This is a genomic window from Janthinobacterium agaricidamnosum, from assembly GCF_003667705.1.
In the GTDB taxonomy this organism is placed as follows: Bacteria; Pseudomonadota; Gammaproteobacteria; order Burkholderiales; family Burkholderiaceae_D; genus Janthinobacterium.
In genome coordinates this window covers 1,035,413-1,053,849 of the sequence record NZ_CP033019.1, presented here as the reverse complement: position 1 = coordinate 1,053,849, position 18,437 = coordinate 1,035,413, and the positions used below count along the sequence as shown (strand labels likewise).

The 18,437-nt window shown below is 61.2% G+C and carries 26 protein-coding genes; 23 read left to right on the top strand and 3 right to left on the bottom strand.

All coding sequences use genetic code 11. The features are described 5' to 3' along the window. Nucleotides 1-80: 80 nt before the first annotated feature. The 14 genes from D9M09_RS28815 (at nt 81) to D9M09_RS04740 (ending at nt 12,404) form a co-directional block, all read left to right on the top strand. Nucleotides 81-662 (top strand): hypothetical protein, encoded by a 582-nt coding sequence (locus D9M09_RS28815; protein WP_162995580.1) that lies wholly within the window; start codon nt 81-83, stop codon nt 660-662. Between the two features lie 137 nt (nt 663-799). Next, complete coding sequence (locus D9M09_RS04800; protein ID WP_240453551.1) at nt 800-1,471, top strand: phage baseplate assembly protein V; 672 nt, start codon at nt 800-802, stop codon at nt 1,469-1,471. After that, a complete protein-coding gene (locus D9M09_RS04795; protein ID WP_121668717.1) occupies nt 1,468-1,812 on the top strand; it encodes a GPW/gp25 family protein in 345 nt (114 codons plus the stop codon). Before D9M09_RS04800 ends, D9M09_RS04795 begins: the two co-directional genes overlap by 4 nt. Continuing rightward, nucleotides 1,809-2,720, top strand: a complete 912-nt coding sequence (locus tag D9M09_RS04790; protein ID WP_121668716.1) for a baseplate assembly protein — start codon at nt 1,809-1,811, stop codon at nt 2,718-2,720. The genes D9M09_RS04795 and D9M09_RS04790 overlap by 4 nt, the downstream gene beginning before the upstream one ends. Further along, the gene (locus tag D9M09_RS04785) at nt 2,713-3,333 is read left to right on the top strand and encodes a phage tail protein I (protein WP_205602330.1); all 621 of its coding nucleotides are present in this window, start codon (nt 2,713-2,715) and stop codon (nt 3,331-3,333) included. Before D9M09_RS04790 ends, D9M09_RS04785 begins: the two co-directional genes overlap by 8 nt. Further along, entirely contained in the window at nt 3,330-4,889 is a 1,560-nt protein-coding gene (locus D9M09_RS04780) for a phage tail protein (RefSeq protein WP_121668715.1), read from the top strand. The genes D9M09_RS04785 and D9M09_RS04780 overlap by 4 nt, the downstream gene beginning before the upstream one ends. A 2-nt stretch (nt 4,890-4,891) precedes the next feature. Further along, complete coding sequence (locus D9M09_RS04775; RefSeq protein WP_121668714.1) at nt 4,892-5,374, top strand: hypothetical protein; 483 nt, start codon at nt 4,892-4,894, stop codon at nt 5,372-5,374. A 37-nt stretch (nt 5,375-5,411) separates the two neighbouring features. Further along, the gene (locus D9M09_RS04770; protein ID WP_121668713.1) at nt 5,412-6,587 is read left to right on the top strand and encodes a phage tail sheath protein; all 1,176 of its coding nucleotides are present in this window, start codon (nt 5,412-5,414) and stop codon (nt 6,585-6,587) included. 68 nt (nt 6,588-6,655) lie between these two features. Further along, a complete protein-coding gene (locus D9M09_RS04765; protein WP_121668712.1) occupies nt 6,656-7,165 on the top strand; it encodes a phage major tail tube protein in 510 nt (169 codons plus the stop codon). 40 nt (nt 7,166-7,205) lie between these two features. Further along, on the top strand, nt 7,206-7,514 hold the full coding sequence (locus D9M09_RS04760) for a phage tail assembly protein (protein WP_121668711.1): 309 nt from the start codon (nt 7,206-7,208) through the stop codon (nt 7,512-7,514). Nucleotides 7,515-7,522: 8 nt separating this feature from the next. Continuing rightward, a complete protein-coding gene (locus D9M09_RS04755) occupies nt 7,523-7,636 on the top strand; it encodes a GpE family phage tail protein (RefSeq protein ID WP_071650284.1) in 114 nt (37 codons plus the stop codon). Then, nucleotides 7,637-10,540, top strand: a complete 2,904-nt coding sequence (locus tag D9M09_RS04750; protein WP_162995579.1) for a phage tail protein — start codon at nt 7,637-7,639, stop codon at nt 10,538-10,540. Between the two features lie 14 nt (nt 10,541-10,554). After that, nucleotides 10,555-11,163, top strand: coding sequence for a phage tail protein (locus D9M09_RS04745; RefSeq protein WP_121668709.1), 609 nt, complete (start codon nt 10,555-10,557; stop codon nt 11,161-11,163). Then, nucleotides 11,160-12,404 (top strand): phage late control D family protein, encoded by a 1,245-nt coding sequence (locus D9M09_RS04740; RefSeq protein WP_121668708.1) that lies wholly within the window; start codon nt 11,160-11,162, stop codon nt 12,402-12,404. Before D9M09_RS04745 ends, D9M09_RS04740 begins: the two co-directional genes overlap by 4 nt. Nucleotides 12,405-12,423: 19 nt before the next feature. Here the strand turns inward: D9M09_RS04740 and D9M09_RS28810 are convergent, their stop codons facing one another. The 3 genes from D9M09_RS28810 to D9M09_RS04730 all read right to left on the bottom strand — a co-directional run bounded on the left by D9M09_RS28810 (nt 12,424) and on the right by D9M09_RS04730 (nt 14,017). Continuing rightward, on the bottom strand, nt 12,424-13,104 hold the full coding sequence (locus D9M09_RS28810; RefSeq protein WP_162995578.1) for a hypothetical protein: 681 nt from the start codon (nt 13,102-13,104) through the stop codon (nt 12,424-12,426). Nucleotides 13,105-13,169: 65 nt separating this feature from the next. Next, on the bottom strand, nt 13,170-13,577 hold the full coding sequence (locus D9M09_RS04735; protein ID WP_121668707.1) for a hypothetical protein: 408 nt from the start codon (nt 13,575-13,577) through the stop codon (nt 13,170-13,172). Further along, nucleotides 13,574-14,017: a helix-turn-helix domain-containing protein gene (locus tag D9M09_RS04730; RefSeq protein ID WP_121668706.1), complete on the bottom strand. Its 444-nt coding sequence runs from the start codon at nt 14,015-14,017 to the stop codon at nt 13,574-13,576. The genes D9M09_RS04735 and D9M09_RS04730 overlap by 4 nt, the downstream gene beginning before the upstream one ends. Before the next feature lie 81 nt (nt 14,018-14,098). Between D9M09_RS04730 and D9M09_RS28805 the strand changes: the two genes are divergently transcribed. From D9M09_RS28805 to D9M09_RS04695, 9 genes are all read left to right on the top strand, one after another. Continuing rightward, nucleotides 14,099-14,302: a hypothetical protein gene (locus D9M09_RS28805; RefSeq protein WP_162995577.1), complete on the top strand. Its 204-nt coding sequence runs from the start codon at nt 14,099-14,101 to the stop codon at nt 14,300-14,302. A 10-nt stretch (nt 14,303-14,312) separates the two neighbouring features. Then, nucleotides 14,313-14,516 carry a hypothetical protein gene (locus D9M09_RS04725; protein WP_121668705.1) on the top strand — a complete coding sequence of 68 codons (204 nt, stop codon included), beginning with the start codon at nt 14,313-14,315 and terminating at the stop codon, nt 14,514-14,516. 47 nt (nt 14,517-14,563) lie between these two features. Continuing rightward, the gene (locus D9M09_RS04720) at nt 14,564-14,752 is read left to right on the top strand and encodes a hypothetical protein (RefSeq protein ID WP_121668704.1); all 189 of its coding nucleotides are present in this window, start codon (nt 14,564-14,566) and stop codon (nt 14,750-14,752) included. Then, entirely contained in the window at nt 14,749-15,012 is a 264-nt protein-coding gene (locus tag D9M09_RS04715; protein ID WP_121668703.1) for an ogr/Delta-like zinc finger family protein, read from the top strand. The genes D9M09_RS04720 and D9M09_RS04715 overlap by 4 nt, the downstream gene beginning before the upstream one ends. 122 nt (nt 15,013-15,134) lie before the next feature. Continuing rightward, nucleotides 15,135-15,536 carry a hypothetical protein gene (locus D9M09_RS04710; protein ID WP_121668702.1) on the top strand — a complete coding sequence of 134 codons (402 nt, stop codon included), beginning with the start codon at nt 15,135-15,137 and terminating at the stop codon, nt 15,534-15,536. A gap of 101 nt (nt 15,537-15,637) precedes the next feature. Beyond that, nucleotides 15,638-15,991, top strand: a complete 354-nt coding sequence (locus D9M09_RS04705; protein ID WP_121668701.1) for a hypothetical protein — start codon at nt 15,638-15,640, stop codon at nt 15,989-15,991. Further along, nucleotides 15,981-17,819: a replication endonuclease gene (locus D9M09_RS04700; RefSeq protein ID WP_121668700.1), complete on the top strand. Its 1,839-nt coding sequence runs from the start codon at nt 15,981-15,983 to the stop codon at nt 17,817-17,819. Before D9M09_RS04705 ends, D9M09_RS04700 begins: the two co-directional genes overlap by 11 nt. Continuing rightward, nucleotides 17,816-17,968: a hypothetical protein gene (locus D9M09_RS28800; protein WP_162995576.1), complete on the top strand. Its 153-nt coding sequence runs from the start codon at nt 17,816-17,818 to the stop codon at nt 17,966-17,968. The genes D9M09_RS04700 and D9M09_RS28800 overlap by 4 nt, the downstream gene beginning before the upstream one ends. Then, nucleotides 17,962-18,201 carry a hypothetical protein gene (locus tag D9M09_RS04695; protein ID WP_070313737.1) on the top strand — a complete coding sequence of 80 codons (240 nt, stop codon included), beginning with the start codon at nt 17,962-17,964 and terminating at the stop codon, nt 18,199-18,201. The genes D9M09_RS28800 and D9M09_RS04695 overlap by 7 nt, the downstream gene beginning before the upstream one ends. The last annotated feature ends 236 nt before the right edge of the window (nt 18,202-18,437 follow it).

Here is an 18,437-nt window from a genome sequence, read left to right as displayed (position 1 = left end):
ACATATTGATCAGGTCAAATATGTACACGATCTTTGCTTGCCTATTATTCTAGTCATCACAACACTCATTTGGAGCAACAATGCGTCACTTTCTTTCAATCACCCTGCTTGCTATTCCTCTACTGGTCAATGCGCAAGAACAAGCCGACGCAACCAAGGCCCCCCCAGCAACGAAACTAGAAGCATTTTCAGCAAGAACTGGTATCGTAATCGTAAAAGGCTTCTCGACTATAGGTGTTGTCAATGGCATGGGACGAGTATCAATAGACGTACGCGAGTTTCGAGACGCGAGTAACCCAAAATCTGTCCAATACGGAGTTTCGTTTGAAGTCAAAGAATCGGGAAGGCTTGAACGCCAAAGTACTTCATTCATTGACGAGGAAGAAATTGATTCTCTTATTCGGGGCTTGGACTACATCAGCAAAATAGAACGAAATGTGACTACATTGGGTAACTTTGAGGCCCAGTATAGAACAAAAGGCGACTTATCCATGACCGTATTCTCCGGCACAAATGGCGAAGTAAGTTTCGCAGTGTCGAGTGGCAGAATTGGTAAGACCTCAGCATTTCTCAAGCTGGCCGATGCTGAAAAAATCCGTTCTTTATTGAACGAAGCTAAGGCCGCCATTTCAAAGGCAAAGTCGTCTAGCGTGAAATCTTGATCGCTCAGAAATAAGACCTACCAACCTCAAATTTAGCCCCTGATCACAAGCCAGCAGAAGCCCACGAAGAACCGCAAAAGTCACTAATCCGCTTATCAACCCGCCCCCGCGTGCATCCGCACGCGGACTTCGGCAACATGCATTGCATGAACGCCGACCTGTCCGACCTCCTCCGCTTGCTGCAAAACCTGATCCGCCTGGGCACCATTGCCGAGGTCAAAGGGGCCAAGGCGCGCGTGCGACTCGGGCCAACCCTCACCACCGAGTGGCTGAAATGGGCCACGCGCCGCGCGGGCAGCACGCGCACCTGGTCAGCGCCCACCGTCGGCGAACAGGTCATCGTCTTTTCCCCGGGCGGCGACCTGACGCGCGGCATCATCGTTCCGGCACTGTACTCGCAGGAATTTGACGCGCCCGAAACCAGCGACACCATCCACACCACGCATTACCCCGACGGCGCCGTGGTGCAGTATGACCACGCGGCCCACGCCCTGACGGCTACCCTGCCTGGCGGTACCGCCACCATCACGGCCGACAAGGTGACGTCGAACGCGCCCAGCACCATCTGCACGGGCGACCTGACCGTCATGAAAAACCTGATCGTCATGCAGTCCACCACTGTGGAAGGCACCACCACCCTGAACGGCGGAGTGAACGCCAAGGCCGGCGCCGCTGGCGGCGTGGCCATGGCCGTGCAAGGCAAAGTCACAGCCAGCGAGGACGTGCTGGCCGGCGCCATCAGCCTGGCCAAGCACCCGCACGGCGGCGTCAAGGCCGGCGGCGACCAGTCGGGCGGGCCGCAAGCATGATGGGCATGCACGCCGCCACCGGGCGCAGCCTGACGGGCCTGGATCACCTGCGCCAGTCCGTGACCGACATTCTCACCACGCCCATGGGTTCGCGCATCCGGCGCCGCCGCTATGGTTCCGAGGTGCCCGAGCTGATCGACCAGCCCTTAAATAGCGCCACGCAGTTGCGCATCTACGCCGCCACCGCCTTTGCCCTGCGCCGCTGGGAGCCGCGCCTGCAGCTCGCCAGCGTACAGCTCACGCGCGACACGGACGGCGCCATCACCCTGCTGCTGGACGGCACGGCGAATAGCGAGGGCATCACCTTGGCCGTGCCCGTCAAGCAAGGCGGCATCGTATGAGCACGCCCATCGACCTGACCCAATTGCCCGCGCCAAGCGTAGTCGAGGTGCTGGACTTCGAAGCCATCCTAGCCGGCCGCAAGACGCATCTGGTCAGCCTGCTGCCGGAAGCCGAGCGCGCGGCAGTCACGGCCCTGTTGGAACTGGAATCGGAACCGGCCACCAAGCTGCTGGAAGAAAACGCATATCAGGAAACCATCCTGCGCAACCGCGTCAACGAGGCGGGCAAGGCCGTCATGCTGGCGTTTGCCCTCGATGGCGACCTCGATCAACTGGGCGCCAACGTCAACGTGGCGCGCCTGACCATCACGCCAGCCAATCCCAACGCCCTGCCACCTGTGGCGGCCGTCATGGAAGACAACGACGCCTACCGCCTGCGCATCCAGGAAGCGCCGGACGGCCTGTCCGTGGCCGGCCCGAAAGCCTCCTATGAATTCCACGCCCGCAGCAGCGACGGCCGCATCAAAGACGCAAGCGCCACCAGCCCGGCGCCGGCGCACGTCACCGTCACGGTGCTGGCCAACAACGCCACCGGCATCGCCGACGCTGCACTGCTGGCCACCGTGGCGCGCGCGCTCAACGCCGAGGACGTGCGCCCCCTGGGCGACCGCTTGAGCGTGGAAGCCGCCCAGGTCGTCGATTACCAGATCGAGGCCACCTTGTTTATCGGCGTCGGCCCGGAAGTGCCGATTTTGCTAGCCGCCGCGCAAGCCAACGCCGCGCGCGTGTCGCAGCCACGCCGCCCGTTGGGGCACAGCATCTACCGTTCCGCCTGCAGCGCCGCCGTCCACGTCGAGGGCGTGCGCAAGGTCGTCTTGACCAGCCCGGCCACCGATATCGAGCTGGACGCCACCCAGGCCGCACGCTGCACCGCCATCAACTTGAACGTGGTGGTGCTCGATGAATAAGACTGTGCCCACCCTGCCGTCGAATACCACGGCGCTGGAACGCGCCATTGCCGTGGCCTGCGCCGAGCTGGTCAACGTGCCCGTGCCGCTGCGCGACCTGTGGAATGCCGACCGCTGCCCCGTTGCCTTGCTCCCATTCCTGGCGTGGGCGTGTTCCGTCGACCGCTGGGACGACGCCTGGCCCGAGTCGATCAAGCGCGGCACGATCAAGGCGTCCTACTTCATCCACAAGCACAAGGGCACGATTGCCGCCGTGCGCCGCGTGGTCGAGTCCCTGGGCTATTTGATCCGCATCACCGAATGGTGGCAAACCTCACCGCCCGGCGTGCCCGGCACTTTCCGTCTCGATGTCGGCGTGCTGGACTCGGGCATCACAGATGCCATGTTTCAGGAAATGGAACGCCTGATTGCCGACGCCAAGCCCGTCAGCCGTCACATGACGGGCCTGGCCATTTATCTGGAAAGCCGTGGCAACGTCTACGCGGGCGCTTGCGCCTACCACGGCGACAGCATGACCGTGTATCCCTGGATCGCGGAAACCATCGAAGTGCGCGGCACGCTGTTACAAAGCGGCGCATCCCATACCATCGACACTCTCACCATCTATCCATGAGCACATACTTTGCCATCCTGACCGAAGTGGGCGAGGCCAAGCTGGCCAACGCCATCGCCCTGGGTCAAACCCTGAAACTGAAAAATCTTGCCGTAGGCGACGGCAACGGCAACCTGCCCATGCCTGTGCGCACGCAAAAGGCACTCGTCCACGAAGTGCGCCGCGCTGGCCTGAACCAGTTGACCATCGACCCGGCCAACAGCAGCCAGATCATCGTCGAGCAAGTCTTGCCCGAGGACGTGGGCGGCTGGTGGATACGCGAGATCGGCATCTTTGACGAGGCCGGCGACCTGTGTGCGGTCGCCAACTGCCCGCCCAGCTACAAGCCCCTGATGGCCGAGGGTAGCGGGCGCACGCAAGTGGTGCGCATCGTGCTGATCGTCGCAAGCACGGCCGCCATCGAGCTGAAAATCGATCCGTCCGTCATCCTGGCCACCCGTAAATATGTCGATGATCAAGACATTACCGTGCGCGCCTACAGCGACGCGCAACTGGCCAAGCACCTGGCAGCTGTTGATCCTCACCCGCTGCTGGCAAAGGTCGCTTATGTCGATCAGCAGGACGCCAGCGCACGCGCCTATGGCGACCAGCAACTGGCCAAGCACCAGGCGGCCGCCGATCCGCACCCGCTCCTGGCCAAGGTCGCCTATGTCGATCAGCAAGACACCAGCACACGCGCCTATGGCGACCAGCAACTGGCCAAGCATCAGGCGGCTCTTGACCCGCACCCGCTGCTGGCCAAGGTCGCCTATGTCGATCAACAGGACACCAGCGCACGCGCCTATGGCGACCAGCAACTGGCCAAGCACGCAGCGGCGGCAGATCCGCATCCGCAATACAGCATGAAGGAAGTGGCGACACTGCCGAAGTTTGACGCGTCAAGCAAGCTGGTCAATGCCGACTTTGTGCAGCGCGCACAAGGAAACATGGTGCGCTATGCCGGCGTCACTGAAAGCCGTTCGCTCACCGCCGAGGATATGGGCTGCGCCCTGTACTTCCCGACTGCGGGCAAGGCCATCACCATTCCTGACCCAGTATCGCTTGGCATTCCCCACAATTCCGGCAAGTGCGTCAAGTTCTTCGGACTTTTCAATAGCGGCACCATCCTTGCCGCGCCAGGCGTGAACATTGGATTTGATGTTGGCAGCGTGCCGAGCATCACGATCAAGGCGGGACAATTTCTCACCCTCATGGCGACCGGGACAAACGTCTGGCAAGTCATCGACTCGACCGCCGAGCTGTGGCGCAATGCCGACTTTGCGGCCATGTTGTTTTCGAACGGCTTCAAGCAAATTTCCGGCGACTTCATTTTCCAGTGGGGCACCGGCACAACGACACAGGCCACCGGCTACGCCGATGTGATCTTTCCCATTCCGTTTCCGAACAAGTGTTTTCGCGTCTTTGGGGGATATGACGGGCAAGCCGGCGCCGGGGCCAGTGCGCCCAGCAATATCAATGCCGGCATGCAAACCAAAACGGGCTGCCGCCTGTTCACCTACAACGGGACAACGCTGTCGGGCGGCATCACCCCATCCTATTTTGCGATTGGAAACTAATCATGGCCGTCAGATATTCACCGAGCACAGGTTTTTTTTACCCCGTCAACATCGAGTACCAGGACATCCCGTCCGATGTGTTTGAGGTATCCGAGGCTGACCACCTGGCCGCCCATACCGCCCGTGCATCCGGCGGATCGTTCAAGTTTGTCAAAGGGGCGCTGCGCATCACGCCGGCCCCTGCCATTCCCTATGGCCAAGTGTGCGCCTTCTACCTCGATACCGTTCGCGCGCGCCGTGACGGGATTCTCAACCGCCTGGCCGGTATCGGCTTTGCCGCCATGGCCAGCGGCGACGCGGCAATCGCGCAAGCCATCGCCACGGCGCGCACCTGCCTGCTCGACATCACCATCTGCGCGACGGTCGTCGCCGCACAGGATGTGGACGCCCTGCAGGCGGCCGTCAGCGCCGAATTCCAGCGCATCGCCGACGCCTTGCCGCAAGAGGCCCGGCGCGCCTTCGATGATGCAGGCAACACCCAGTAACACCCCCGACATTCACTACCTACCAGGAGAGCCAGCAATGCCCACCGACTACCACCATGGCGTGCGCGTCATTGAAATCAACGAGGGTTCGCGCCCCATCCGCACCGTGTCCACGGCTGTGCTGGGCCTGATCGCCACGGCCGACGATGCCGACCCGGCCGTTTTCCCGCTCGACACGCCAGTGCTCGTCACCAACGTGCTGGCCGCCATGGGCAAGGCCGGCAAGACCGGCACCCTGTATCGCGCGCTGGAAGCCATCGCCGCACAAACCAAACCCTTGACCGTCGTGGTGCGCGTGGCCGAAGGCGAGACGGAAGCGGAAACCACCACCAACGCCGTGGGCGGCGTGTCACCGGACGGCAAGTACCTGGGCGCCCAGGCGCTGCTGGCCGCGCAAAGCAAGTTGGGCGTGAAACCGCGCATCCTCGGCGCGCCGGGCCTGGATACCCAGGCCGTCACCAACGCCCTGGTCAGCGTGGCACAGCGCCTGCGCGGCTTCGTGTATGCGTCGGCCTATGGCTGCGCCTCCGTCACGGCGGCCACCACCTATCGCGGCCAGTTCGGCCAGCGCGAAGTAATGGTGATCTGGCCGGATTTTGTGAACTGGGATACGGCCACGGACGCCGAGGCCAGCATCTCGGCTGTCGCCTTCGCCATGGGTCTGCGCGCCAAGATCGACGAGGAAACGGGCTGGCACAAGACCCTGTCCAACGTAGTCGTCAACGGCCCGACCGGCATCACCAAGGACGTATTTTTCGACCTGCAAGACCCGGCCACCGATGCCGGCGTGCTCAACGCCAAGGAAGTGACCACCCTGATTAACATGGGCGGTTACCGCTTCTGGGGTTCGCGCACCTGCGAGGCGCCGGGCGGCTTCTTCTATTTCGAAAGCTACACGCGCACGGCCCAGGTGCTGGCCGACACCATCGCCGAAACGCACTTCGCCTATGTCGATGTGCCCCTGCATCCGTCCCTGGTGCGCGACCTGCTGGAGAGCATCAACGCCAAGTTCCGCGACCTGAAATTGCAGGGCTACATCATCGACGGCCACGCCTGGTATGACGAGCAATACAACGACAAGACGGCGCTGAAAGACGGCAAGCTGGCCATCGACTACGACTACACGCCCGTGCCGCCGCTGGAAAACCTGAAATTCCAGCAACGCATTACCGACCGCTACCTGGCCGACTTCGCCTCGCGCATCGCCGCATAGTCGTACTGGCGCCGCCATCACCACCCTGCCCGCGCCAGCGCGGGCGCATTGAATAACTGGAGAACACCATGGGCCTGCCCCGCAAACTGAAAAATTTTAACTTGTTCCAGAACGGCGTCTCCTTCATGGGCATGGTGCCGGAAGTCACCTTGCCCAAGCTCAGCCGCAAAATGGAAGAGTACCGCGCCGGCGGCATGAGCGGCCCCGTGTCCGTGGACTTCGGCAACGAGGCGCTGTCGCTGGAATGGAGCGGCGGCGGCCTGATCGCCGAAGCCCTGAAACAGTACGGCGCGCACACGCACGGCGCCGTGCAACTGCGCTTTGCCGGCGCCTATCAGGAAGACGATGAGGGCACGGTCGCCGCCGTCGAGGTCGTCGTGCGCGGCCGCTACAAGGAAATCGACATGGGCGGCGCCAAGATGGGCGACGACACCACGCACAAATACACCATGGCTTGCAGCTATTACAAGCTGATGATCGACGGCGCCACCGTCATCGAACTGGACTTCATGAGCGGCACCGAGAACTTTGGCGGCGGCGACACCAATGCGGCCATCCGCAAGGCCATCGGCCTGTAATCCCCTTTTCTATTCACCACCACCCTACAAGGACAACACCATGCACAACGATACCCAAAACAGCGCCGTCATCGAACTGGACGACCCGATCAAGCGCGGCGATACCTTCATCAACTCGCTGACCGTGCGCAAACCCAAGGCGGGCGCCTTGCGCGGCATTTCCCTGATCGAGCTGGCCAACCTGAACGTGTCGGCCTTGCAGATCGTGCTGCCGCGCATCACCGAGCCGACCTTGACCGCGCACGACATCGCCAACATGGACCCGGCCGACCTGCTGGCCGTGGGCGCCGAGGTTGCCGGTTTTTTGGCGAGCAAAGCAGATCGCCTTTCGGTATCCCCGGCGAAGTAGAGGACGCCATGGCCGACATTGCCGGCGTCTTCCACTGGACGCCGGCAGCGATGGACGGTTTTACCATTGATGAACTGATGGCCTGGCGCGAGCGCGCCCGGCAGCGAAGCGGAGCGGAATAGATGGCTGGTCGGGATCTGAAATTACAAGTGGTATTTGCGGCACTGGACAAGATTACCGGCCCGCTGAAAAAAATCATGGGCGGCTCGAGCGATACGGCCAAAGCGTTGAAGGCCACCAGTGACCGCTTGCGCGAACTGAACACCCAGCAGAGAAACCTGGGGAAATTCCGCGAACTGCATAGCGGTATCAATGCGACGCGTACCAAGCTCAAGGAAGCGCAAGACAAACTGAATGATCTTGCTGCGAAAATGAAGCAGACCACGACGCCCACGCGCGCCCTGACGCGCGAATTTAACGCAGCAGTCAAAGTCACGCAGGCATTGACGCTGAAAGGCCGCGAACAAAGCCAGCAATTCCGCGTCCTGCGTACCAGCCTCAAGGAAGCCGGCATTGACACGCGCCAACTGGGCAAGGCCCAGGAATGGCTTAAGAACAGTATCCAGTTGACGAACGTTGAATTGGCTTCGCAACAAAAGCGTCTGGCCGCGTCAGCCGACAAGCAGCAGCGCGTCACCAACGCCACCCAGCATGCCGACAAGCTGCGCAACAAGGCGGGCAACCTGGCCATGGCCGGCGCCGGCGCGACCGCCACGGGCGCCGTCATCGGCGCGCCCGTCGTCAAGGGGCTGAACGAGGCCAAGCACTATCAAACGGAAGTGGGCAGGGTCAATGCACTGGGCCTGGGCGATAAAGTGTCAGCCGAGGCCGTCGCCTTCGCGCGCAACATGAAGACCTACGGCACCAGCCAGCTCGACAACCTGCAGTTGATGCGCGACGGCATGAGCGCCTTTGCCGACGTGCACCACGCGGAAATGGTCGCCCCTACCTTGGCGAAGATGAAGTTTGCCAATCATGCCTTCTTCGGCGAGGCCGAGGGCGCCGACAACGAACGCAAGTTCATGGACATGCTCAAGGTGATCGAACTGCGCGGCGGCCTGGAGAGCAAGGAAAAGTTCGAAGCCCAGGCCAATATCGTGCAGAAAGTGATTACCGCCACAGGCGGGCGCGTCGGGCCGAATGAATGGCTGAACATGATCAAGACGGGCGGCCTCGCTGCCAAGGGTTTGAAGGACGATGCGTTTTACTACCAGATGGAGCCGCTGGTGCAGGAAATGGGCGGCAACCGCGTCGGCACGTCCCTGATGAGCGCCTACCAGAACTTGTACCAGGGCCGTACCACGAAACGCTCGGCCAAAAAGCTGGAAGAGTTTGGCCTGATCGGCGACAAAAGCAAGGTCAAGCACGACAAGGCCGGGCAAATTTCCTTTCTCGATCCTGGTGCGCTGCTGGGTTCCGAGCTGTTCCGCGAAAACCAGTTCGAATGGATGGAAAAAGTGCTGTTGCCGCAATTGGCCAAGAAGGGCATCACGGAAAAGAAACAAGTGCTCGATGCCATCGGTAGCATCTTTTCCAACCGCACCGCGTCGAACTTGCATTCGCAAATGTATTTGCAGCGCGTGCAGATCCACAAGAATGAAAAGCTGAACCGTGGCGCGGCGAACATCGATCAGCTGGACAAGCTGGGCCGCAACTCGGCCGCCGGCAAGGAACTGGAAGCGCAGTCCAAGCTGGCCAACTTGAAACTGACTATGGGCGAAAAAATCCTGCCGCTGTACGCGCAGGGGCTGGAAATGGCGATTTCCGCCGTCACGCGCCTGAACGGCTTCATGGAACGCAACCCGACCGTGGCCAAGGTCATGATTACCGCCTTTGCCGTACTGGCCGGCCTGCTGCTGGTGCTGGGGCCGCTGATGCTGGGCATTGCCGCCATGATCGGCCCGTATGCCATGCTGCATGTCATGTTTGCCAAAATGGGCGTGACGGGCGGCGTGCTCACGCCCATCCTGCGCGGCCTGGGCGGCGCCTTCATGTGGGCGGGCCGCGCCGTACTGTGGCTGGGCCGTGTCCTGACGCTGACCCCGATTGGCATCGCCATCACGGTCATCGCCGGCGCCGCCTTCCTGATCTACAAATACTGGGAGCCGATCAAGGCTTTCTTTGGCGGCCTGTGGTCAGACGTCAAGGCGGCGTTTGCCGGCGGCTTCGTCGGCATCAATAACCTGATCGCAGACTGGTCGCCGCTGGGCCTGTTCTATCGCGCCTTCGCGGGCGTGCTGGGCTGGTTCGGCATTGCGCTGCCGGCCAGGTTCAGCGACTTCGGCAGCGGCCTGCTGCGCAGCATGGCCAGCGGCATCACCAGCAGTTTGAACGTCATCTATCAATGCTGGGAGCCGGTCAAGACGTTCTTTGTCGGCGTGTGGTCGCAGCTCAAGGCGACGTGTGCCGGTGGCCTGACGGGTATCAGCGCCCTGATTATCAACTGGTCACCGGTCGGCGTGTTTTACCAGGCGTTCGCGGGCGTCATGAGCTGGTTCGGCATCAAGCTGCCGGCCCAGTTCACCGAATTCGGCGCCAACATCCTGCGCGGCCTGGTCAACGGCATCACGGGTTCCATGGGCGCCGTCAAGGACGCCATCAGCAATGCCGGTTCCAGCACCATTGCCTGGTTCAAGGAAAAGCTGGGCATCCACAGCCCGAGCCGCGTGTTTGCCCAGCTCGGCGACTACACCATGCAGGGCCTGGCCGTGGGCCTGGACCGCAGCGAGGGCGCGCCGATTGCCAAGGTTTCGGGCCTGGCGCAGCGCCTGACGCAACTGGGTGCCGGCATTGCCATCGGCGCGGCAACCGCCCTGCCCGCCAGCGCCTTCGACACGCGCGCGCCGCTGGCACAAGGCGGGTTCGGCGCCGGCATGACCATCCAGGGCGACAAGATCGAAATCACTTTCAACGTGCAGGCCGGCACCGATCCCCAGGCCATTGCGCGCGCGGTGAGCGTGGCGCTCGATCAGCGCGACCGCGAAAAGGCGGCGCGCATCCGCTCGTCCTTGCGCGACCACGATTAAGAAAGAAGCACACCATGATGATGATTTTAGGAATGTTCGTGTTCAGCCTGCCGACGCTGGCCTATCACGAGCTGCAGCGGCAAACGGAATGGAAGCACGCCAGCACGGCGCGCGTGGGCCTGCGCGACGCGCACCAGTACGTGGGGCCAGGTGACGACACCATCACCCTGTCGGGCTGGGTGGCGCCGGAACTGACCGGCTCCCTGTATTCGCTCGATGCGCTGCGCATGATGGCCGACACGGGTAAATCGTGGATTCTGATCCAGGGCACGGGCCGCATTCTCGGCTCGTATCGCATCACCAGCATGACCGAGGGCCGCAGCGTCCTCGACGGCAGCGGTGGCGCGCGCCGCGTTGAGTTCTCCATTGCGCTCAAGCGCGACGACGACGGCGTGCTGGCCATGCTTGGCCTGGGCGACATCGGCGACCTGAAAAACATGCTCAGCATCGACGGCATGACCAGCAGCATCGCCGGCGCGGCCAGGAATGCCGTGGGCAGCGTGGTCGGCAATGTCGTCGGCGGCATCACGTCGAAATACGGTGGCGTGGTCAGCGAGATGAAAGACAAGATCGGCGGCAGCATCAGCGGCGCCATCGGCAGCGCGGCGGACAAGTTCAAATGAGCGAGCATATCCCCGCCTTCAAGGTCAGCATCGAGGACAAGGATTTGACCGCCATCGTCTCGCCGCGGCTGATTAATCTGACCTTGACCCTGTGCCGTGGCGACGAGAGCGACCAGCTCGATATCTCGCTCGACGACAGCGACGGCAAGCTGGCCCTGCCGCCGCGCGGCGCGCAGATCGCCCTGGCGCTGGGCTGGCAAGCCGCCGGTCTGGTGGATATGGGCAAGTTCACCGTGGACGAGGTGGAACACAGCGGCGCGCCCGACACCATCACCCTACGCGCGCGGTCGGCCAACCTGATCGACACCTTTAAACAGCAGCAGGAACACAGCTTTCACAAGACCACCCTGGGCGCGATCATCGAGGCAATTGCCTTTCGCAACGAGCTGGCGTCGGGCGTGTCGGCGCGCCTGCGCGATACCGCCGTCGAGCACATCGACCAGACCCACGAAAGCGATGCGGCCTTCCTGCGCCGGCTGGGCAGAAAATACGACGCGGTGGCCACCGTCAAGAATGACATCCTGCTCTTCATCCCCATCAACCAGAGCCGCACGGCCAGCGGCAAGGCGCTGCCCGTCATCCCCATCACGCGCGCCCTGGGCGACGGCCACCGCTACCACAGCGCCGAAAGCGACGCCTACACGGGCGTGCGCGCCTTCTGGCACGACGAGCGCTATGCGCGCCGCCGCAGCGTCGTAGCCGGCGTGCCGGGCAACAGCAAGCGCCTGCGCACCACCTTCGCCAACGAAACCGACGCGCGCGCGGCGGCCGTGGCCGAATGGCAGCGCATCCTGCGCGGCCTGGCCACCTTCGAAATGAGCCTGGCCCTGGGCAACCCGGCAGTGTTCCCGCAATCGCCCGTGACGGTGACAGGCTTCAAGCCTGAGATCGACGCCACCGAATGGCTATCGGTCAAGGTCACGCACAGCCTGGGCGGCAACGGCTTTACCACGCGAGTGGAGTTTGAAACGAAAACGGAAGCGGTCGAGGCCGAGCGCGAGGAAGAGAAAGACCCGGACGAAGGCATCACGGGCGTGGTGGCGAAGTGGAAGGATGTGGCGGCGAAGAAGAAAAAAGCGGGGCAGGAACAGGCTGGCGCCGCTGGCACGCTCAAAACGCTGGAGCATACCTACAAGAGCAAGCAGGCAGCGAAGCGGGCGGCGCTGCATGCGTGGAAGCATATTGAGGAAGTACGAGAAATCATTCGTGAAAATAAAGAGGACGTGGCCAGCGCTCAATAGGAGCTGGTTCCGCGCTGGCTTATTGTCCTCGATTTGCGTCCAGCCACATTGCTGGCATATCACCTACAGCACCGACACATTCCATCGCTTTGCCGCGTGATCGCTCAATATGCCCGGCGGTGTAAGCCTTTCCGGCAATGTAGCATTTCCCGTCTTTTGCCTGATTAACATCATGACCTACAGGTGCTTGAACTTTGTAAAGTAGCCAGCCACAAGCAATCAGGCATGCAATCAGGGCCGCAAGTTGCAAGCGAGCGGTGCGTTGCAGGCGTATAAAGCTCATCGTTTTTTCAGCACATGCGATGCAGGGGAGCGCAGTGTGCGCATGGTGAGCTATAGCTTGGGGGGATTTGACGGTAGAGGTCGGAGCATCAACAAGGGGCTTTCCGGCCTCTTCAATTCTTTGCTCTAGAGTAGTTTTCACTTCTTGATACTTATTCCTAGGCAATTCTTTAAATCTTTGGAGGCCGTAATCGGTAATCAGTCCTCGATATATCTTTACATCCTCAACGCCAATTAGGCTGGCAAGCCTGTCCACCAGCAATTTGATGTTTGAACGCTGATAGGAGGTAATCAGCTCAACTTCTTTTTCCTTGTCGCCGACATGTAGCGTGACTACGTTGCTCAAGCGCGGCGCCTCATTCACGTTTCCAATAACCGCTTGCCCTACTTCGCGCTTGAATTCAAATTTTTCAGACATCTGCTAACTTTACTTTCCACAACCAAAACTAATCTACGTTCATCGACTAAGGATGCTCAGTCGGTCTAGCCTTTGTAATCGCATTTGTTGGTCATCAGCCAGTAAGCCGTGCGCGTCTGCGGAATGATTTTCTTGCCACGTATGACATACGAAGCCTGGCCGCCGCTGATTGGGCAAATGGCTTTCACAATCTGATTCGGCTCACTTAGGAAAATGTCTATAATTTCATCCCCGGCAAGGATGTGCGGCGGTTCGTCCTCGCCTTTAGCGACCTTCGTTATCTTCACGAACTCCACGGCCATGCCAACTTTCGGGAGACGCACACTAAGGTCTTTATAGCCGAGGTCTTTATCCGTCACCGGAATGCGGACTAAGGCCAATTTGATTTTTTTTGCATCGGAGGTGGACTCGTTTGCGTAAGCAGATGAAATTGGCAATGCGGCCAAGAGCAACGATATTAAAATGGCCTTCATTTTCTCTTTGTGCCCACGTTGAATGTCTGCTTCCCCGTCACATCACCAGTTACTTGCTGGCCGACTTTGCCGTGGAAAATTACAGTGGGGGTGGCTGTATCCGCCTTTTGCTGCGCCGGCTTGGTCGCAGGAGCTGCGGTCATACCGTCTATCATCCCTAATACACCCGCCTTGCCGCGAATATCTAAACCACGATAACCCGACAGCAATTCCTTTTCGTCGTCTGTCAACGAGGCCGCTGCCTGATCGCCAGTAAGGATGAATTGGACATCAACACCAATAGCGGAAATAGCCCGTAGATAAACGGCGTCTGGAGACCGCTCATCCTGTTCGTACGATATTTGAGTACGTTTTTTCACGCCACCTGCAGCGCCAAAATCTTCTTGATTCATGCCCAAGCGGAGGCGCTCCGCCTTCAATGCTTCGCCGATGGTGCTCATATTTTCACTAAATCTCATTGACAGGTGTACATTCGTACACTATAGTTACGCCATCCTGTAGCGATTACACATCATAACATTATGAAAAACGTATCCAAAATAGGGCGCACTACCAAGGGCGTCACTTCTCAGCCTTTAGGTGTCCGCTTGGCGCCTGATGAAGTGCTGGAGGTCGAAGACTTTGCCGCGCAGCAAGAACGATCCCGCGCTTGGTTTTTGCGCTTCCTGATCTTGCGCGGCCTCGCCGATTACAAGCGCGAAATCGCTTCCCAAATCACCCACTAAGGACGACGCCATGTACCCCGATGCAAAACGTATCCGCAACCACCGCGTCATGTTGCGCCTGGACGATTACGAACACCAGCTTGTTTCCTCGCTCGCCGATTACCAAGGCGAAGCTCTTGCGGTGCTGGTGCGCCAGATTGTCATGCGTGAAGCCTTGGCCGTTGTTGCCGCAGATGACGCCAACATCGATAGCGTACAGCTTCGCAATGCTTAATCCGAGACGCTGAATAGTAACTTTTAAGCAACTGCAAAGCTACCCACATGCCAGATCACCAAATTAATCTCAATGACGACGAGCGCGCGCTGCTGGAGATCGTGCGCCAGCGCCAAGGACTGGCCGATATCGAACAGGCTGCGGAATGGCTCATCAAGTCGCGCTTGCGCAAGCAGTTGAAAAACATGACAGGTCGCGGTCGCGCCCTGTATCAAGTGGAAAGAAAGCTGAAATGAGAGTCATCGGCCTGCCCTGCCCGCATTGCGAATACACCGTCCGCGCCGTCAAAAGCCGCACGATGTCCGTCATGTTCAAGGAAATCACCTACATGTGCCAGAACCCCGACTGCGGGCACTCTTTCGTGGCAGGCCTGGAAGTGCTGCGCACCCTCTCGCTGTCCGCCATGCCCAAGCCGGATATCCGCATCCCGATGTCCCAGCATGCGCGCGCGGCAGCCACCAGCCAGCTGGCCCTCGACCTGACTGCGGGCTGCTGATGACTATCCCGATCCTCGCGCCGCCGTAGCCCGGCCGCCGTAACTTCCCCCTCTTTTGCTGTGCCCTGCAGCGCTCCGTTTTGAGCGTGCGGGATTCGTTCAACCTGAAATAAGGAAAACCGATGGAAAACACGCTGCACGCCACCCGTCATGCCGACCAATCCATGGCACCAAGCACGATCCGCCCCGCCTTGCAAAATTGCATTGTCCCCGTGGCGCCAACGTGTTTTCTGCTGCAAGCCAGCGCGGGCATCGGCATCGCGGCGCTGACCGCCCACATCCATGAGATCGCCAAGACCTATCACGCCTACGGCGCTGCCAATTTGACCTTCATCGTCAGCGATGGGCAGGCACTGGAGCGTGACGGCTTTTTCGCGCCAGCCAAGCAACGCGCCCTGGTCGGCAAGCTGCCCATCGAGGTGAACTACATTTTTGCCACTGAAGCGGGTTCCCGCCACTGCTGCGGCGCATCGCACACGCTCCCGTACTGGGCAGAACATTTTCTCAAGGCAGGGGCACGCTGATGCTGCGCTTGGCCAAAACCTGCGGAATCTGGTTGCTGTCACTCCTGATCGTCATTGCCCCCGGCGTGCTGCGGGCCATTGGCTTCATCAAGGACTGAACCATGCCGGCGTCCCTTATCGACAATCACCTGTCCTTCCAGCCTGTCGCCGAGATTCTGGCCGCGCGCGACAAGGACATGCCGACGCCACCGGGCGCCGGGCATGCGCTGGCCGCCATCGCCGAAGCCAAGGCCCAACTGCGCAGCATCAAGCCGCGCAACCTGGCGCCCTTCATCGCCCAGGCCTGGGGATTGTCGCCACGTGGCGCGCGCCGTTCCGTGTTGATTGCCGCCGGGCTGGACGCCGACCGCTGGGAATCGCCCATCCACTCATTTACCGAGGAAGAGCGCATCGAGCTGCGCGCCGCCACCTCGGCCGCTATCCGTGTGTACGAAAGACTGTTAAATGCAATCTAAACAAATCCTGCTACCTACCCCGCAGCGTCACGAAGCCTTTTTGCGCTCCACCCAGTTCGCGCCCGAGCTGGCCCGCATCCCGTTCAAGTGGCGCAACCGCGTCATCAACGCAGCCATGGCCAAAATGGCTTGGTCGTCCTGGTACAAAATTTATGAGTCCATCGCCACCAGCTTTGTGCGCGAATTCGCCGAGCAGTACGTGCCGGCCGGCGTCGACCTGTCGCAAAGCGATGCGGACATCGTGGCCACCGCCGAACGCGCGGCGGCCGGCGTGACCAAAATGCTGTGGATGGCCGTGTCCGACACGCACGCCCTGCAGATCATGGAAGACGAATGTGCCTCGTATGGCATCGAGCTGCCCGAGTTCGACACGATGACCGACACCATCGCCCGACTGGTGGACGCCCGCTGGTGGCGCCGCCAACTGCGCAAGCGCGTTAAGCGCGCCTTTGAAGCGGGCAATATCCGCCTGGGCTATGTGAAGTACAGCGGCGAACCCTACGCCAGCAACGACGCCGTGCTGTCGCGCCTGGCGCAAAACCGCCGTAACGCGGCAGCGCTGGCCGCCACGCTGGTGCAGAACGAGCACGGCCAGCAATTTAGCATCGCCGAGCTGGCCGAGAAAACCACGGCCAACAAGGCCATACGGCGCGGCGAGCTGATGCTGCGCATCAACGGCTTTGAGCAGATCGCCCGCGAATGCGGCGACCAGGGCATATTCATCACCTGGACGTGTCCATCGCGCTTCCACGCCATGCAGCACAGCGGCAAGCCGAACGACAAGTTCGACGGCTCCACGCCGCGCGAGGCGAATGCCTACCTGGGCAAGATGACGTCGCTGTGCCGCTCCGCGCTGGCGCGCCGGGGCATCGGCCTGTACGGCTTTCGCATCGCCGAGCCGCACCACGATGGCTGTCCACATTGGCATCTGCTGCTGTTCGTGCGCCCGACCGCGAAATACAAGACGACCCACCTGCAGGACGTGGCCGGCCGCGCCATCCGCATCATGAGGCGCTACGCCTGGCGCGTGGACCGTGGCGAACCGGGTGCCTTCGCGCGCCGCCTGGACGTGAAGCGCATCGACTGGGCCAAGGGCAGCGCCGCCGGCTACATCGCCAAGTACGTGGCCAAGAACATCGATGGCGTGGCCGAGCACAAGACGAAAGAAGGCTACGTCGTCACGGCCGATACCGAAGGCGATGTCGAGCTGACGCCATCGGCGCGCGTCGAGTCCTGGGCCGCGTGCTGGGGCATCCGTCAATTCCAGCAATGGGGCGGCGCGCCCGTGACCGTATGGCGCGAACTGCGCCGCATCGAGGAGAGCATGCTCAACGAAGCGCCGGCCGCCATGCGCCGCGCCTGGGACGCCGTACAAAAGATCGACGGCGAAAAGCGCGCCTGCTGGGCCGAATACCTGCGCGCCCAAGGCGGCGCCCTGGTGCCGCGCAAGGAATTGGTCGTCACGCTGGCCAAGGACGAAAAGACCGTCATCGGCCGCTACGGCGAAACGCTGCGCACTACGCCCTACGGCGTGCGCTGCAGCGACCTGATCGGGGTGGTCTTCAAGTCCGTGCGCCATACGTGGACGCCCGTACAGGCCACAGGCGCTCGCGGGGTGGCTGTTGGGGTTGCCGTTCCTCGGACTCGTGTAAATAACTGTACGCACCCCGACCGCCCTGCCCCGGCCACGCCGCCAGGGGCGCCCATACCTGACCTGCCCGACGAGGCAAAAACAGCCCTGATTGCCGCCTGGGCGGCCGTCAACGCCTGCCCGTGGCCCCGGCTGATCGTCCCCGACAACCCACCACAAGAAGGAAATGGCACATGAGCACTTATGCCGTGATCGTTCGCACGCAAACCGAACGTTTTGATTTTTTTGAGATTGCCGCATCCAGCGGCGACGTGATCGACGCCGCCATCGACCGCTACGGCGTGTGCGGCGTTACCGCCAAACTGAAAGGAGCACCGCAATGCTGACCACCCTGACCGATTCGCCGCGGCAAATCGCCCTGGGCGACAGCGTGACATTCGATACCGATGAAGGCTACCAGGTCGGCACCGTCAACGACCTGCGCCGCGACGTGGGCAATGGCGAGCTGCATGCGTGGGTCGAGTTGGACCACCAGTGGCCGGGCATGTTCCGGGCCGTGCCGCTGGGCGCCATCGAGGCGGTCAAGAAAGCAACCGCGCCTATCGGGTGTCCAGCATGACAGCGCCCTCCCCGGCCGAGGAAGCGGATTACAAGGAATTTTGTCGACTGCGAGATTACCGCAAGCCAGGCGCTGAGGTGCCGCAATACACGGAGGCTGAAGCGTTTGCTTTGGCGGTACAAACCGATTCCAAGAATAGGAAAAAGAAATGCTTCGCTACATGACCATACCGAAGTTCTCCACCGAGTCGGGTTACACGCCCGACGCGATCAGAACAAAGATCCGGGACGGGATCT

Bases quoted from the DNA above. Each gene is read 5' to 3' on its own strand.
- D9M09_RS04700 (WP_121668700.1), top strand. From the start codon at position 15,981: ATGCAATCTAAACAAATCCTGCTACCTACCCCGCAGCGTCACGAAGCC.
- D9M09_RS28810 (WP_162995578.1), bottom strand. From the start codon at position 13,104: ATGTCTGAAAAATTTGAATTCAAGCGCGAAGTAGGGCAAGCGGTTATT.
- D9M09_RS04710 (WP_121668702.1), top strand. From the start codon at position 15,135: ATGGAAAACACGCTGCACGCCACCCGTCATGCCGACCAATCCATGGCA.
- D9M09_RS04715 (WP_121668703.1), top strand. From the start codon at position 14,749: ATGAGAGTCATCGGCCTGCCCTGCCCGCATTGCGAATACACCGTCCGC.
- D9M09_RS04785 (WP_205602330.1), top strand. From the start codon at position 2,713: ATGAATAAGACTGTGCCCACCCTGCCGTCGAATACCACGGCGCTGGAA.
- D9M09_RS04800 (WP_240453551.1), top strand. From the start codon at position 800: ATGCATTGCATGAACGCCGACCTGTCCGACCTCCTCCGCTTGCTGCAA.
- D9M09_RS04755 (WP_071650284.1), top strand. From the start codon at position 7,523: ATGGCCGACATTGCCGGCGTCTTCCACTGGACGCCGGCAGCGATGGAC.
- D9M09_RS04740 (WP_121668708.1), top strand. From the start codon at position 11,160: ATGAGCGAGCATATCCCCGCCTTCAAGGTCAGCATCGAGGACAAGGAT.
- D9M09_RS28815 (WP_162995580.1), top strand. From the start codon at position 81: ATGCGTCACTTTCTTTCAATCACCCTGCTTGCTATTCCTCTACTGGTC.
- D9M09_RS04760 (WP_121668711.1), top strand. From the start codon at position 7,206: ATGCACAACGATACCCAAAACAGCGCCGTCATCGAACTGGACGACCCG.
- D9M09_RS04795 (WP_121668717.1), top strand. From the start codon at position 1,468: ATGATGGGCATGCACGCCGCCACCGGGCGCAGCCTGACGGGCCTGGAT.
- D9M09_RS04705 (WP_121668701.1), top strand. From the start codon at position 15,638: ATGCCGGCGTCCCTTATCGACAATCACCTGTCCTTCCAGCCTGTCGCC.
- D9M09_RS04720 (WP_121668704.1), top strand. From the start codon at position 14,564: ATGCCAGATCACCAAATTAATCTCAATGACGACGAGCGCGCGCTGCTG.
- D9M09_RS04730 (WP_121668706.1), bottom strand. From the start codon at position 14,017: ATGAGCACCATCGGCGAAGCATTGAAGGCGGAGCGCCTCCGCTTGGGC.
- D9M09_RS04775 (WP_121668714.1), top strand. From the start codon at position 4,892: ATGGCCGTCAGATATTCACCGAGCACAGGTTTTTTTTACCCCGTCAAC.
- D9M09_RS04745 (WP_121668709.1), top strand. From the start codon at position 10,555: ATGATGATGATTTTAGGAATGTTCGTGTTCAGCCTGCCGACGCTGGCC.
- D9M09_RS04735 (WP_121668707.1), bottom strand. From the start codon at position 13,577: ATGAAGGCCATTTTAATATCGTTGCTCTTGGCCGCATTGCCAATTTCA.
- D9M09_RS04770 (WP_121668713.1), top strand. From the start codon at position 5,412: ATGCCCACCGACTACCACCATGGCGTGCGCGTCATTGAAATCAACGAG.
- D9M09_RS04790 (WP_121668716.1), top strand. From the start codon at position 1,809: ATGAGCACGCCCATCGACCTGACCCAATTGCCCGCGCCAAGCGTAGTC.
- D9M09_RS28805 (WP_162995577.1), top strand. From the start codon at position 14,099: ATGAAAAACGTATCCAAAATAGGGCGCACTACCAAGGGCGTCACTTCT.
- D9M09_RS04750 (WP_162995579.1), top strand. From the start codon at position 7,637: ATGGCTGGTCGGGATCTGAAATTACAAGTGGTATTTGCGGCACTGGAC.
- D9M09_RS04725 (WP_121668705.1), top strand. From the start codon at position 14,313: ATGTACCCCGATGCAAAACGTATCCGCAACCACCGCGTCATGTTGCGC.
- D9M09_RS28800 (WP_162995576.1), top strand. From the start codon at position 17,816: ATGAGCACTTATGCCGTGATCGTTCGCACGCAAACCGAACGTTTTGAT.
- D9M09_RS04780 (WP_121668715.1), top strand. From the start codon at position 3,330: ATGAGCACATACTTTGCCATCCTGACCGAAGTGGGCGAGGCCAAGCTG.
- D9M09_RS04695 (WP_070313737.1), top strand. From the start codon at position 17,962: ATGCTGACCACCCTGACCGATTCGCCGCGGCAAATCGCCCTGGGCGAC.
- D9M09_RS04765 (WP_121668712.1), top strand. From the start codon at position 6,656: ATGGGCCTGCCCCGCAAACTGAAAAATTTTAACTTGTTCCAGAACGGC.